Raw genomic sequence first — 14817 nt, forward strand, 5'->3', positions numbered from 1 at the left:
GGCACGTTCGAAGGAGCCGGCTTTCATCCGCGGTGCAATATCCGCATCCAGGTGAACAGGCGGGAGGGGCAATCTCCTCTCTCCCGCACACTGCGATCCAAGAGAGGCCAGACGCATGCTGCCGACAATAAAGACGATCGTGTATGCATCGGATATCACCACGGGCAGCCGTCCGGCGTTCCGCATGGCCATCGAGCAGGCCGTCAAGCATGACGCTCGCATTATTTTCCTCCATGCCATCGAGCCGATGGACACGGATACCAGCGACATGGTGCGCGACTACCTGCTCTCCCAGGCACAGCTCAAGCACACCCGCCAACTGCTGGACCAGTATCGCAGCAAGATCGAGAAGCGGATCTCCGACTTCCTGCGCAGCGAGATCCCCGACGGCACTCACCTGAAACAGGCGCCGGAGATCGAGGTTGCCACCGGGCGTCCCGACGAGGTGATCGTCAACATCGCCCAGCAGCAGCAGGCGGACATGATCGTGATGGGCGACCGCGGCGGATCTGCCGCTTCCCGACTGTTCCTCGGCTCGACCACGCAGAAAGTCATGCAGCAGACGAGGATACCGGTCCTGATCGTCCCCCTCGGGGGCTAAACCGGCAAACTTCAATAACGCAACAATAAAGAGGAAGACCATGAACAAGCTGACAAGAACCCTGTCCATCGCCACGCTGGCCCTCTCTCCACTGCTGGCCGCCGCACCGGCCATGGCGGAATATCCCGAGCGTCCCGTCCAGTTCGTCGTCCCCTGGCCACCCGGCGACCTGGAAGACATTCTCACGCGCATCATCGCCGAGGAAATGACGGACGAGACCGGCACGCCGGCCTCCGTCATCAATAAGCCCGGCGGTGCCGGCATCGTGGGCGCACTGGACGTCGCCCAGTCGCGTCCAGACGGCCAGACCATCGGCTCCTTCGTGGCAGATATACTCACCACCCACATCCATTCCGGCAACGCCCCCTACGACCGCTCCACCTTCGAGCCAGTCGGCATCTTCCTCGATTACCCCTTCGTGATCGCCGCCAATGCCGACGCACCTTACGACAACCTGGAGGAGCTGGCCGAGTACTCCCAGGATCACGATATCGCCCTGGGTCACTTCGGCTACCAGGCGCTGCCGACGGCCATCACCTTGCAGGCCGCCAAACAGACGGGCATCCGCATCGCCTCCTATGCCGCCTTCGATGAAAACAACTGCGCGACGCTGGCGACCGGTGACGCCGACATCATCAACACGACGACCCAGCTGATCCTTTCCTGCCTGAAATCCGGTGAGGTCAAGCTCCTGACGTCCCTGACCCAGGAGCGCCTGCCCATCGCACCGGACGTGGCCACCCTGGCCGAGCAGGCAGGCATCACCCAGACCACATGGAACGGCCTGTTCGTGAAAGCCGGAACCCCGCAAGAGGTGAAGGACAGGATCGCGGAGATCGCTCAGCAGGCACTGCAGTCGGATCGCGTACGCGAGCTGAGCGAGTCGACCGGCGCCGGCATCTACTGGATCGACGGAGCAGAGGCCGAGGAGATGGTGGCTCGCGACTTCGAGAACTCCAAGGTACTGCTCGACTTCATGAACCAGTAACCCACCGACGGGAATGCGGCCCGAGTGACCGGCCGCATTCCCGCTTCGCTCGCCACCCCAAGTGTCCCGATGCCTTCGGAAGGTTGCTGCCGTGCCAACACAGACCACCGTCAAAGCCGATATCTACTGGATACTGCTCGTCGTATCCATCGTGCTGCTGATACTCGTTCCCGACCAGGCCGCCTGGGTAGACACCCGGCGAGGCTGGTACACACAGCCCATGATGGGAGCGCTGCTGGGACTGGGAACCCTGGCGATCTTCTCTGCCTATCGCGCCTTGCAGCTGACGCGATACGAGATCCGTCAGGGCCGCTGCCCCCTGTTTCGGAAAAACCCGCTCGAAACGCTGGTGGAACTGCTGGACAGCTACCGGACGGCATTGATCTCTTCGCTGCTGTTTTTCCTGTACATCAAGTCGCTGCCCATCCTCGGCTTCGTGCTGGCCACCTTGATGTTCGTCACCGTGCTGCTGTGGCTCTCTCGACTCCTGAACCGTACCTGGCTGCTCGCCAGCCTCGGAACGGTGATGGCGCTGGTGCTCATCTTCCGGGTCACCGTATCCGTCTGGATGCCCGATGTATGGCTGTATTCCCTGCTGCCCGATCAGCTGGCTGACTTCGCCAACCGCTATTTCTGAGAGGTTTCAGCATCATGGATGCAATACTGCTAGGCCTTAATGAAGTGGCCTCCCTGGACGTCATGCTGGCGATCGTTATCGGGGCCCTCATCGGTGTCACCATCGGCTCCATTCCAGGGCTGGAACCCGCTGGCGTCATGGCGATCCTGCTGCCGATGACTTTCGCCATGGAGCCCCTGCCCGGCGTGTCTCTGCTGCTGGGCGTCTATGGCGGCGCCTGGTACGGCGGCGCCATCCCCGCCATCCTGATGAACACGCCCGGCACGCCGGTCGCGGTGCTGACGACCTATGACGGCTACCCGATGGCACAGCGCGGCGAGGCCCGCCGAGCGCTGTCCATCGCCTATACATCCTCCTTCGTCGGCGGCCTGATCAGCGTCTTTTCCCTGATCCTGCTGGCCCCGACCCTGTCCCAGATCGCTCGCCAGTTCGGCTCCGCCGAGTTCGCCATGCTGGCGGCGCTGGGCATGATCTTCGTCGTCCTGGCACACCGAAAGCACGTGGTCGAAGCGGCCATGATGCTGGGGGTAGGCATCTTCTTGAGCACTATCGGCCTGGACCTGTCCTACAGCACCCAGGTCTTCACCTTCGGTCAAAGCTGGCTGCTCTCGGGTATCCCGCTTGTGCCGGCGGTGATCGGCCTGTTTGCCATGTCGCAGGCGTTCATCCTGCTGTCACAGCGCGGCAACGATGCGCAGGAAACAACGCTGTCCGGCAGCGGGCTGTTTTCCGGCGTCTTCGACCTGCTCAAACACAAGCTGACCGTCGCCCGCTCGGCCGCCCTCGGCGTGGTCATGGGCCTGCTGCCCGGCGTCGGCGAGTTCGGGTCGCAGTTTTTCTCCTACACCCTGGCACAGAAGTTCTCCAGGACGCCGGAGAGGTTCGGTAACGGTGCCCCCGAAGGGCTGATCGCCTCGGAAACCTCCAACAATGCCGTCACCGCTTCCGTCATGGTGCCACTGCTGGCGTTCGGCATTCCCGCCGATGCCCTGATGGCCATGCTGCTGGCGGTCTTCATGGTGCACAACTATATCCCCGGTCCGACGCTGTTCGTGGAACGCCCGGAATTCATCTCCGGCCTTTATATCTCGCTGTTGATGATGAATGTGGTGGTGTTCGCCTACTTGACCTTCGCCACCAAGTGGATCGTCAACCTGACACGCGTCAGGGGCCGCTTCATCGGTGCCTTCATCCTGGTGCTCGGCTTCATCGGCAGCTACAGCCAGAACTATCAGTACAGCGACTGCCTGATCGCGCTTGGTTTCGCCATCTTCGGCTATGTGCTCAAGCGCAATCAGATCCCCGCCGTTCCCATCATCCTGGGACTGGTACTGGGCCCACTGTTCCTCACCCGCACGCAGCAGGCGCTGGGTGTCGCCGGCGGCGACCTGACCATCTTCCTGCAGCGACCGATCAGCCTGACCCTGCTCGTCATGATTGTGCTGTCGCTCGGCATCTTTGCCTGGAGCCAGCTGCGCCAGCGCCGGTGCGAAGCGTCATGACCGGCCAGCGGATAGAGACCGCCATTCTTCGTGCCATGTCTGACCAGTGAGCGGACAGGCGACATGATGATCACCTGCTGGGAGCACAACTGCTTTTTCTGGAAAACGAGCATCGACGCCGTGCGAATGCGTTCGTCAAGACGCCTTGAAAGCAATGATGCACGCCACGTCGGCGGCTGCCTTAAGAGCCGCTGTTTTCAACGACAAGAACTGCCAATACCAAGGGAATCAACAATGAAGAAAAGCGTAAAGCCCTCCTTGAGTGCGATCCTGCTGGGCTCCGCCATTGCAGCAGCGTCCGGCTCCGCGTCCGCCTACAACCTTTATAGCGAAGCGGGCACCGAACTGGACCTGGATATCGAGGCGGCCCTGGGGGTGTTCTCCAGCCAGGAGAACTACCGGCCCAAGCCAGAAGGAGGCGGCTCCGACTGGCAGGAGGGCTATCTCAAGTATGGTCTTTCCGGCCAGCACACCTACTCGTCCGGCGCCAGCCTCTATGGCGCCCTGAACCTCGTCAGCTCCGCGACCTGGGGTGATGGCGATGCGGGGGGCTTCACCTCCGGCGACGAATCCGAGACCGACCTGGAAGACGCCTACGTGGGCTGGCGTTCCGGCAACCTGATCCCGGCACTGGGGCAGGATGGCCTGGACCTTTCCTTCGGCCGCCAGAACTTCGTCATCGGCGACGGCTTCCTGATCAACGGTGACTCCTTGAACCTCGGCGATGCCCTGGGGAACGATCTTGACCGTGGCGGCGCCTACTGGCTGGCCGCACGCAAGGCCTTCGACCGCACCGCCATTGCCCGCATCGGCGGCAGCGAAGGCCTGCGCAGCGATCTGTTCTGGCTGGAATCCGACAACAAGGCCCAGGCGGAAACCGAGCTGGCCGGCCTCAACCTCGAGTACGTCATCCCGGAAGGGACCTTCGGCATGACCTATCTCGAGGGCCTGGACGTCAACGAGGACTTCGGATACGCCAACCGGGACGGCCAGGAGACGGTCAGCCTGCGCTATCAGGGCAATGCCGGCGTCAACAACCTGTTCCTGTCGGGCGAGTTCGTGACCCAGGACCAGGGCGACGATTCCAAAGACGCCGACGCCTGGTACCTGGAAGCCGGCTGGACCTTTGCCGACCTGCCCTGGTCGCCCAGCGTCAACTACCGTTACTCGACCTTCGACGAAGGCTTCGACCCGCTGTTCTTCGGCTTCAACCGCGGTTACGGCACCTGGTTCCAGGGCGAAGTGGCAGCCAACTATGCCGGCCCGTTCAACTCGGACGCCGACGTGCATCACCTGGGCCTGAAGGCCTCGCCGACGGAGACCCTGAGCCTGGGTACGCTGTTCTTCGACTTCAGCGACACCACCGGAGGCAGCGGCGGCCTCGATGGCCAGGAAATCGACCTGTACGCGGAGTGGGTGGTGAACCCGCACCTGATCGTCAGCCCGCTGGTCGGGTTCTACTCGCCGGACCACAGCGATGCGAATGGCGGCACGCAGATCGGCAACGACGACACGAACGTCTACGCACAGCTGATCGCAGTCGTTCCGTTCTAAACGAAACCCTTGATACGACCTGGTGATGAGGGCCGACCGGCCCTCGTCCGCCCAGATCAGGAGCCTTGCCTCTCATGACGACTCAACGTTCAATGCTCATCGACGGGTCCCCCGTGATCGGCACCGGGGATGCCTTCTCGGTCATCAACCCGGCCACGGAAGACGCGATCTGCCAGTGCAACATGGCCAGCGTCGAACAGCTTGACCAGGCCGTGTCTGCCGCGCGACGCGCCTTCGCGACCTGGCGCCAGACCCCAGATGCGGAGCGGTGCCGGCTCATGCATCGGATCGCCGACCGCCTAGAGGAGAACGCAGACGAGCTGGCCGGGATCATCGTGCAGGAACAGGGCAAGCCGCTTGCGCTCGCGCAGATGGAAGTCGGCGCCGCAGCCGCCTGGACACGCTACAACGCCGACCTGGAGATTCCCGAGCCCCTGCTCGAGGACAGCGACAGTCGGCACGTGTCGGCCTGCCGCAAACCGCTGGGCGTCGTGGCCTCGATCACGCCCTGGAACTGGCCGCTGATGATCGCCGTCTGGCACATCATGCCGGCACTCCGCACGGGCAATACGGTCGTGTCCAAGCCCTCAGGCCTGACGCCCTTGAACACGCTGCGCCTCGTCGAGCTCATCAATGAGGTGCTGCCGTCGGGGGTCGTGAATGTGGTGATGGGCGAGGCCGAGATCGGCAGCGCGATCAGCGCTCACGAGGATATCGACAAGGTGATCTTCACCGGCTCGACCTCCACCGGCCAGCACATCATGGCCAACGCCTCCGGTACCCTGAAGCGCCTCACCCTGGAACTCGGCGGCAACGATGCCGCCATCGTGCTTCCCGACACCGACCTGGACGCGGTCGCGGAACGCATCTTCGATACCGTCTTCATCAACATGGGCCAGACCTGTTCCGCCCTCAAGCGGCTCTATGTCCACGAGGGCCAGTACGAGGCGATGTGCTCCCGGCTGGCCGAGCTGGCCGAGCGGCAGAAGGTCGGCGACGGGTTCGCCCCCGACACCACCTTCGGCCCGGTGCAGAATGCCGACCAGCACCGGCTCGTCTCGGCGCTGGTGGAGGACGCCCGCGCACACGGCGGACGCATCGTCTGCGGCGGCGAGGCGCCCCATGGGCCGGGCTATTTCTATTCCCCCACCATCGTGGCGGACGTCTCCAACGGCCATCGCCTGGTCGATGAGGAACAGTTCGGGCCGGTATTGCCGGTCGTCGCCTATCGCGACCTCGAGCACGCCGTCAGCATGGCCAACGACGGCGCCTTCGGTCTCGGCGGCTCGGTATGGGGAGCGGATCTCGAGCTGGCCAATCACCTCGCCACACAGCTGGAATGCGGCACCGTCTGGATCAACAACCACGCCGAGGTACTGCCGAACATTCCATTCGGCGGCAGCAAGATGTCAGGGGTCGGCGTCGAATTCGGCCTCGAAGGGCTGCTGGAATACACCCAGCTCCAGGTGATCAATTCCCGTAAGTGAACCGAGCATCTCTCGGGCACCTCTTGCATCAAGAGGCTGCTTTTGGCTCCCAACCGGGAGCCTTTTTTTATGCTCGGCATCGACGACGGAAGACCGTTACCCTGCACCGGAACAAACGCAAGGGGCCGCTGCCATGTGGCAGCGGCCCCTCGGCGCCACGTCGGTCGTCAGGACCGTGAGGACAGATACCGTTCCGCCTGCTCGCGGGCGCGACGGATCAGCTCGGGCGCCAGCTCACGCGCGGTACGGGTTTCCTGGCGGCTGCGGATCCAGCCCAGGTAAGTACAGGCTCTCGCGGTCAGGAACAGCTCCAGGCGATCCAGATCGTCGTCCGACAGGGCGCGCCGCTCCCGATAGCCGTCGATCAGCGCCTGTTTGGCCACCGGATAGCAGGCCTCTTCCTGAATGTGGTAGAGGGCCGTGGCCAGCTCGAACATGTGCCACCCGAACCCGGCATCGTCGAAATCGATCAGACGCAGGCGACCGTTATCGGCCATCAGGTTTTCCAGCACGAAGTCGGCGTGAATCAGGCTATAGCGCTGGGGCGAGCGGTCGACCTCCGACAGCTCGCGGCTGATGCGGTCACGCGCCGTTTCCAGCAACCGCCGCTGAGAGTCGTTCAGCAGCTCCAGTTCCCAGAAGCGCCCCCAGAAGGGCGCATCCCCCACCAGGCCGTCATGGTCCCAGGCGTGTCGCTCGAACCCTTCCGGCAACGCCCAGCGGCTCGACTGGTTGTGCAGCTCGGCGGCGGTCCGCCCCAGGTCGGCATACAGCTTGTCGACATACTCGGCGTTGTCGCCCAGGCCTTCTTCCTCGGATCCCAGGGGAGCCCCGTCGATCCAGGCGAAGAGATCGACATGGCGAGGCGCCGTGATGACCGCGGTGGATTCGCTGACCAGCAGGCGGCCGTCGGTCGTCGGCAGAACCTCGGGGACGGCGATGCCGCTGTCGTTCAGCGCCGACATCCACTGCAGCTCGGATTGCAGTGCGGCGAGGCTGTGATAGCCGTGACGATGGATCCGCAAGGCGTAGCGCTCACCGTTTCCGGCGGACACCTGGTAGACCGCATTCTCGCGGTATTTCACCAGCGATAGATCGCTGCCTTCCAGCCCCCAGTGACGCAGGGAGCGTTGCGCCAGCTCCTTCAGATGAGTGCCCTGATGCTCCGGGGACAGGCTGTCGAACGTGCTCATGCGGTCACCTCCTCGGTCAGTTGCGTCAGGGCCTCATCCAGGGTGTGCAGCAGGATATCCGCGTGCTCGGTCTGGAACGGCATGGGGGGGCGCAGCTTCAGGATGGCGTCATGGACGCCGATCTTGCTGATCAACACGCCCTTGTCGCGCATCAGATTGATGAGGCGACGCGTCTCGGCCTGGGCCGGCACTTTGGTCGCGCGATCCTTGACCAGCTCCACCCCGAAGAACATGCCCAGATCGCGGACATCGCCGATCAGCTCGTGCTTCCGCTGCAGCTTGCGCAAGCCCTCGGCCATATAGGCACCGGTGGTGACCGCGTTCTGCATCAGGCTGTCTTCTTCCAGGGCATCGAGCACCGCCATGCCGACGGCGGTGGATACCGGCGTGCCGCCGAAGGTATTGAAGTACATCGCCTCCTTGCTGAACGCCTCGATCATCTCGGGGCGCGCCACCACACCGGCCAGCGGGTGACCGTTGCCCATGGGCTTGCCCATGGTGACGATGTCGGGGGTGACGTCGTACCACTGGTAGGCCCAGAAATGCCGGCCACTACGGCCGAAGCCCGCCTGCACCTCGTCGGCGATGAACACGCCGCCGGCCTGGCGGACCTTCGCCACGGCCTTCTCCAGGAAGCCCGGCGGCACGTCGAGCAGGCCTTCGTTGGCGAAGTCGGGGCACACCAGAATGCCGGCCACCTTGATGCCTTCAGCGTGGAATTCATCGATCGCCTGCTGGACCCGGTCGGCATAGGCCTGGGCCAGGGCCTCGCCCGAGAGCCCGTCGAGGGGACGATAGGCGTCCGGGATCGGGAACGACTTCACGCGCTTGGTGGTCCGGGCCTCCGGCATGAAGCCCGTGCCGATCTCGGCCACCGCCTCCGTGTTGCCGTGGTAGGCGAAGTCGGTGACGATGATGCCCTGCCCGCCGGTACAGAAGCGCGCCATGCGCAGCGCCAGCTCGTTGGCTTCGCTGCCGGTGCAGGTCAGCATGGCCATCTGCAGGCCGTCGTCGAAGGTGCCAGTCAGCCGCTCCAGGTAATCGACGATGTTGTCGTGCAGATAGCGGGTGTGGATGTTGAGGGTCGAGGCCTGGCGGTGCATCGCCTCGACGACGCGGGGGTTGCAGTGCCCCACGTGGGGCACGTTGTTGTACACGTCCAGATACCGCTTCCCCTCGCTGTCCCAGAGCCAGACGCCCTCGCCGCGCACCAGATGCAACGGCTTGTCGTAAAACAGCGGTGAGTGGTGCCCCATGACGCGATATCTTCTGGAAAGAAGATCCTTAGCCTGATCGTCGGCCATAGTGTGAGTCGCCTCCTCAGCGAGAAACGAGCGATGAATGCGAGACCAGTATTCGGTGTTCCGCCACGAGACGGCATCCATCAGAGGATGGAGTTCAACGATTCAGGTCCGCCAGCACTCTCGCGACCAGCTCGCTGCGAGTGCGCACGCCGACCTTCCGGAAGATATGGTGGAGGTGGGTCTTGACCGTCGCCAGGCCCAGCGACAGCCGCTGGGCGATCTCCTTGTTGCCGCCGCCGCGCAGCACGAACTCCAGCACATCCAGCTCACGATCGGTCAGGCCATAGGTCGCGGCGACGCCCTCCCGCTCCCGGTCGCGCTGGGGCAGATAGGTCGCGTTGAGGGAGAACTCGATGAACGGCTGGACCTGGCGCAGCAGATCCAGCTCCTGCGGCCGAAAATCCCCCATCGATGCCTCGCGCAGTATCGTGATGCCCGCGATGATCCTGCCTTCGCGACGAAAGAACATGTCCGCCACGTAGCGATGGTTATGCGGCACCATGAACTGCTGGTAATAGAGCGTCTGTCTCAGGAAGTGAGGATCGATCTGCGAGTCCAGCGTCACCACGGTGTCGTCACGGCCGGCGAAGCGTTCGGGGTGCAGCGGATCCAGGGCGCCATACTCGGTGCAGTACTCGCGCTCGGCATCCGGGGGCAGGTTATACAGCAGGGTGCCGGCATGCCGCATGTCCGGGTTGATCAGGAAGAATGCCGAACCGCTCAGAGGGACCAGGCGGCCGATCAAGGCCAGGGTTTCACGCTGAAAGCGCTGGGCATCCGGGTGATCGTTCATGATGCGCAAGCCTTCTTCGGAGTCCACGACCGCGGGCAGCGTGACCGGCATGAAGCGGGCCGCCGCCCACCACAGTCGCCGCCTCATGCGGCGGCGACGCCCGGCGTAAGCGCCTGGGGCTGGCCCTCAGAAGCGCTCGAAGTGGTAGGGGGATGGATCGATGATCGGCGTTTCGCCGGACAGCAGGTCGGCCGCCAGCTGTCCCGCCGCCGGCGAGGTGCCGAAACCGTGGCCGGAGAAGCCGGACGCGATGCTCAACCCCGGAATGCCGGGCACCGGCCCGATGACCGGATTGGAGTCCGGTGTGATGTCCATCATCCCCGCCCAGGCCGACTCCACGGTGGCCTGCTCGAAGATCGGCCAGGCGGCGGCGAGATTGCGCTGGGCCTCGGCGTTGATCGTCGAGTTGGCCGCCGGATCCAGGGACCGGACGCGCTCGAAGGGCGAGGTCTTGCCGCCGCGCCAGCGCCTCGGCAGCGCCAGGTCGCGCAGGAAATGCTTGCCCAGCGAGATCCGCAGCAGGTGGCGCTGGGAGCGCAGCGATCCCAGGTAACGTGACCCGACCAGCAGGTGATCCAGCATCAGGGGAGCATCCAGCGCACCGCGCTGGGTGACGATGAAGCCGCCGTCCTGGTGCTTGCGGAAGGAGAAATCGGGGCCGCCGACGGCGATGTCCGTCGGCCCTTCCATCGGCGTCGTCTTGAACACCGAACAGATCAGCGGCAGGACCGGCAACGAGACGCCGAGGTTGCCGAGGAAACGCCGGGACCACATGCCGCCGGACAGCAGCACCTGATCGCAGCGGATCTCGCCCTTCTCGGTCACCACGCCGCTGACCTTGCCGGCCGACCGTGACACCGTGCGCACCGCGCAGTTCTCGACGATCACCGCGCCCTTGGCCATGGCGGCCTTGGCGATGGCGCTGGAGGCCAGGGTCGGCTCCGCCCGGCCATCGGAGCCGGTGAAGATGCCGCCGGCCCAGTCGCCCTTGCCGCCGGGCACCCGGCGATCGATCTCACCGGGGCTGAGCAGCTGCGAGTCCAGCGACAGCGACTCGACCGACTTCAGCCAGGCTTCGTGAGCGGCCAGCTGCTCGGCGGTGCGGGCCAGGAACATGATGCCCGTCTGACGATAGCCGACATCGCTGCCCACACGCTCGGGCATGCCGGCCCACAACCGATCCGAGGCCAACGCCAGGGGCACGTCGTCCAGCTGGCGGCTGGTCTTGCGAATCCAGCCCAGGTTGCGGGAGGACTGCTCGGCGGCGATACGCCCCTTCTCGAGCACCACCACCGGGATGTTGCGCTCTGACAGGGCCAGTGCCGCCGTCAGGCCGATGATGCCGCCACCGATGATGACCACGGTGGTCGAGGCGGGGAAGTCGGTGGACGTTTGAACGGGCTCGATTGTCGGTGCTGCCATGGCGGGAATCCTGAACGAGTCGGTGAACGACGAGCGCGCGGCGGCCGGCCCTGTTGGCCGGTCACCGCGGCAAGAACGAGCGGCCGCCTTACTGGGCGGAGGTGTCGATCCGCTCCACGTCGGCGCGGCCGGCGCCACGATAGGCGGTCACTTCCAGCTCCACCTTGTAGACCTCGGAGCCCAGCGGCGGGCAGGTCACGGTGATAGACGGGTCGACGCCGCGCATCTTCTGGCCGAAGAGGGTCATGACGGTCTCGGTGTCGGCCGGATTCTGGATGAAGATCTTCGCCGATACGATGTCGGCCAGGCCGCTATCCACGGAGCCGAGCGCGGTCTCGATGTTGGCGAAGACCTGCAGCAGCTGCTCGCTGACGTCCTCGGGGATCTCCTTGGTCTCGGGGTTGCGCCCCGCGGTGTTGGACACGAGGATCCAGTTGTCGACGGCCACCAACCGCGAATAGCTGGCGTGGGTTTCGAACTTCGAACCTGTCTTGACCTTCACGATATGGGTCATGATCTCTCCCGGTAACGTCATCGGATGGAAAAAGGGGCCATCGCCGGACGGCGATGGCCGGGGAGCCTGCGCCTGGTCTCAGCGGAGCGCGGGGGTGTCCCAGAGGTTGAGCTTGACGCCGATGCCCTGTTCGATCGCCCGGCGATAGACCACGGTGGCCCAGGCCACGTCCTCGACCGGCATGCCGCCGACCGACATCATGATGATCTCGTCGTCGTTCTGGCGGCCCGGGGCATCGCCGGCCACGATCGCGCCCAGATCCTCGAGGCCATCGGCGGAGAAGCGGCCTTCCTCGATCATGTCCATGAACTTCATGCCGACCAGCGGAATGCAGTGGTGAGCCGGCTTGGGGACTTCCTCGTACCAGGCCTCGTAAAGGCCGGTGTTGTCGAGCACTTTGCGCACGTCCGGCACTTCCATGCCGGCATCGAAGTTGCACGGCGCCGGCATGGCCAGGAAGGTGCCCGGGCTGACCCACTCGCGCTTGACCAGCGGGTAGTCGTCGGGATTGCCCACTTCCCCGGAGGCACAGTAGGTCACGATGTCGGAGTCGCGCACGACCGCTTCGATGTCGTCGACCACCTGGACGGTGATCTGCGGGTAGTTGTCATGGACCCAGTCGGTGAAGGCCTCGAGGCTCTTCTTGCCACGTCCCTTGACCTTGACGGTGTCGATCTGGGGACAGGCGGCGATGAAAGCGGCCAGCGAGGTGCGCGCCATCACGCCGGGCCCGAAGATGCCCACGACCTTCGAATCCTTGCGCGCCAGATGGCGGGCGCCGACGCCGGGCACCGCACCGGTGCGGTAGGCCGACAGCAGGTTGGCCGACATGTAGGCCAGGGGGGCGGCCGTATCGGCGTCGCTGAGGGTGAACATGAGGATGGAGCGCGGCAGCCCCTTTTCCTTGTTCGCGATATTGGAGCCATACCACTTGACGCCCGAGGTGCAGAAGCTGCCGCCGAGATAGGCCGGCATGGCCATCATGCGACGATCGGCGGTGGGCTTGGGCATGTTGGGAAAGGGCGAATCTTCCGGAAACATGATCATGGCGCCGTGCGAATCGTTGTTGGGGCCCGCCATGCGGTAGTCGCCGTGGTAGAGCAGTCCGAACATCTCCTCCATGGTGTCCACGCAGGCAGCCATGTCGGTGACGCCGGCACGGATCATGTCCTGCTCGGAGAGATAGATGAAGTTGATCCGGGTATCGTTGGCCATGCTGGAATTCCGCTTTGTTGTTGGGTGTGAAGCTCGCAGGCCAGAGGATAGGGGCGCTGTCGAGCCTCAACGTCAACTCGCTCCTGGGCATCGGGCTGGCGGCATCGACGGTTCGAGACGAGCGAGATGACGGCCAACGAGCCTCAGCGGGAGCTTCTCATCGACTGACATAGTGCGTGTCAGTCGACGCCGGCGTTAGCACAAATCGGCAATTCATGCTCGGGGCCTCCAATGGTCTATCCCGACGACCTGGTACGGCGTTTCCATGCTCCGAGGGCGCCGGCATGGGCATGCCGAAGGCTCGTCAGTCAGACATCATCCAGGCGCCAAGAAGCAATAATTCTCTTCAACATCAGATGATTAATGAAAAACTCCCGGCGACGAGGACACACCTCCGGCGCCCATCGATCGGAGTGTTCATGATGTCGCCGACAATTGGCGACACGATGGCAACACCATCTCGCCCATGAAGGCATGTGGACTCGCCTATTTTTCACACAGTGAAAAATAGAATTGATCCACGATCGCTTATTTCAGAGCCTTGCTCCGCGACACCCGATGTCAACGACAACAACAGCCATCATGGGAATACATAATGACAACCACGACACGCCTAGCCCTCGTGCCCCTGGCGCCCCTGGCGCTCTTCCTGACGATTCCCGCCCAAGCAGTGGCCGAAGTGCCGCACGCCGGGCCACATTTCTCGGGCACTCTGAGTGGCGGCGTCCTCAACGTCGATGATCGCGACACCGATCTCTGGGCCTTCAAGGCGGAAGCCGGCGTGGATGGGCTCTACCGGGTCAACGACGACCTGCGTATCCGCTATGAACTGATCGGCGACTTCGCCAATGCCATCAACTCGGTGGATGCCCAGACCTGGACGCCCGGGGCGCATGCCCAGGAAGAGGGCGAGATCTATGTCCGCACCGCCAGGGTCTTTCTGTTGACCGACTACGGCAGCCTCGGGTTACAGCCGAGAGCCCCCTCGGGGTTCTGGGGGCAGATCTATCGCAACATCGACACATTCGAGTACAACCGCTTGCACAAGCAAACGGGCCAGAACGCCATTTTCGGCCAGCCTGAACAAGGCTCTGACGTACTCTCCTACGGTTCTCCGACGTTCCACGGCTTCCGATTCATCGGTGCGGTACTGACACCCGACAACCATAACGATGAAGAGCTCGACGTGGTGACCGGGCGCCTGGTCTATGATCAGGGTCCCCTTAATGCCGGTATTGGCCATACCCGTATCGATACGCCCGCGGACGACGGCTACGATCTCACCCGCACTTCCTTCGGGCTCGGCTATGACTTCGGCATGATCCGCCTCGGCGGCGTCTACGAGCACAATGACGACCGTGCCGACGGCATGGATCGCGGCTTCGAGGCCTGGGGCCTGAACGCCTCCGCGCGCTTCACTGACGCCTGGTCGGCCTCGCTCGGCTACGCCGAGAACAACAAGCCGGGCGATGCCGACAACAGCAACGTCACCGGCATCGTCCGCCACCATTTCAATGACCAGGTCTATGCATTCCTCGAGGCCGCCACCTACCAGAACAGCGACGACAACCTTGCCGCGGGGATCAGCGTTAGCTTCTGAGGCCTGC

13 protein-coding genes are annotated in these 14817 nt (G+C 64.0%); 7 read left to right on the forward strand and 6 right to left on the reverse strand.

The annotated features are described in order from the left end of the window. Positions 1-115: 115 nt before the first annotated feature. The 6 genes from FHR96_RS11495 to FHR96_RS11520 all read left to right on the forward strand — a co-directional run bounded on the left by FHR96_RS11495 (position 116) and on the right by FHR96_RS11520 (position 6769). On the forward strand, positions 116-601 hold the full coding sequence (locus FHR96_RS11495) for a universal stress protein (RefSeq protein ID WP_183387823.1): 486 nt from the start codon (positions 116-118) through the stop codon (positions 599-601). Between the two features lie 40 nt (positions 602-641). Continuing rightward, the gene (locus tag FHR96_RS11500; protein ID WP_183387824.1) at positions 642-1589 is read left to right on the forward strand and encodes a tripartite tricarboxylate transporter substrate binding protein; all 948 of its coding nucleotides are present in this window, start codon (positions 642-644) and stop codon (positions 1587-1589) included. 91 nt (positions 1590-1680) lie between these two features. Further along, positions 1681-2226 (forward strand): hypothetical protein, encoded by a 546-nt coding sequence (locus FHR96_RS11505; protein WP_183387825.1) that lies wholly within the window; start codon positions 1681-1683, stop codon positions 2224-2226. A gap of 14 nt (positions 2227-2240) precedes the next feature. Next, on the forward strand, positions 2241-3728 hold the full coding sequence (locus tag FHR96_RS11510) for a tripartite tricarboxylate transporter permease (protein WP_183387826.1): 1488 nt from the start codon (positions 2241-2243) through the stop codon (positions 3726-3728). A 234-nt stretch (positions 3729-3962) separates the two neighbouring features. Further along, complete coding sequence (locus FHR96_RS11515) at positions 3963-5282, forward strand: alginate export family protein (protein WP_183387827.1); 1320 nt, start codon at positions 3963-3965, stop codon at positions 5280-5282. A 74-nt stretch (positions 5283-5356) separates the two neighbouring features. Next, entirely contained in the window at positions 5357-6769 is a 1413-nt protein-coding gene (locus tag FHR96_RS11520; RefSeq protein WP_246392899.1) for an aldehyde dehydrogenase family protein, read from the forward strand. A 167-nt stretch (positions 6770-6936) separates the two neighbouring features. Here FHR96_RS11520 and FHR96_RS11525 read toward each other — a convergent pair whose 3' ends face one another. From FHR96_RS11525 to FHR96_RS11550, 6 genes are all read right to left on the reverse strand, one after another. After that, complete coding sequence (locus tag FHR96_RS11525; protein ID WP_183387828.1) at positions 6937-7962, reverse strand: phosphotransferase enzyme family protein; 1026 nt, start codon at positions 7960-7962, stop codon at positions 6937-6939. Then, positions 7959-9218 (reverse strand): aspartate aminotransferase family protein, encoded by a 1260-nt coding sequence (locus tag FHR96_RS11530; protein WP_246392901.1) that lies wholly within the window; start codon positions 9216-9218, stop codon positions 7959-7961. The genes FHR96_RS11525 and FHR96_RS11530 overlap by 4 nt, the downstream gene beginning before the upstream one ends. 142 nt (positions 9219-9360) lie before the next feature. Then, entirely contained in the window at positions 9361-10146 is a 786-nt protein-coding gene (locus FHR96_RS11535) for a helix-turn-helix transcriptional regulator (RefSeq protein ID WP_246392903.1), read from the reverse strand. Between the two features lie 39 nt (positions 10147-10185). After that, positions 10186-11481, reverse strand: coding sequence for an NAD(P)/FAD-dependent oxidoreductase (locus tag FHR96_RS11540; RefSeq protein ID WP_183387830.1), 1296 nt, complete (start codon positions 11479-11481; stop codon positions 10186-10188). An 88-nt stretch (positions 11482-11569) separates the two neighbouring features. Beyond that, the gene (locus FHR96_RS11545) at positions 11570-11995 is read right to left on the reverse strand and encodes a Rid family hydrolase (RefSeq protein WP_046078975.1); all 426 of its coding nucleotides are present in this window, start codon (positions 11993-11995) and stop codon (positions 11570-11572) included. Positions 11996-12073: 78 nt separating this feature from the next. Then, positions 12074-13210 (reverse strand): ornithine cyclodeaminase family protein, encoded by a 1137-nt coding sequence (locus tag FHR96_RS11550; RefSeq protein WP_183387831.1) that lies wholly within the window; start codon positions 13208-13210, stop codon positions 12074-12076. Between the two features lie 595 nt (positions 13211-13805). Here FHR96_RS11550 and FHR96_RS11555 point away from each other — a divergent pair. Next, positions 13806-14810: a porin gene (locus tag FHR96_RS11555; protein WP_183387832.1), complete on the forward strand. Its 1005-nt coding sequence runs from the start codon at positions 13806-13808 to the stop codon at positions 14808-14810. The last annotated feature ends 7 nt before the right edge of the window (positions 14811-14817 follow it).

The sequence above is a fragment of the Halomonas organivorans genome (assembly GCF_014192055.1).
Lineage (GTDB): Bacteria > Pseudomonadota > Gammaproteobacteria > Pseudomonadales > Halomonadaceae > Halomonas > Halomonas organivorans.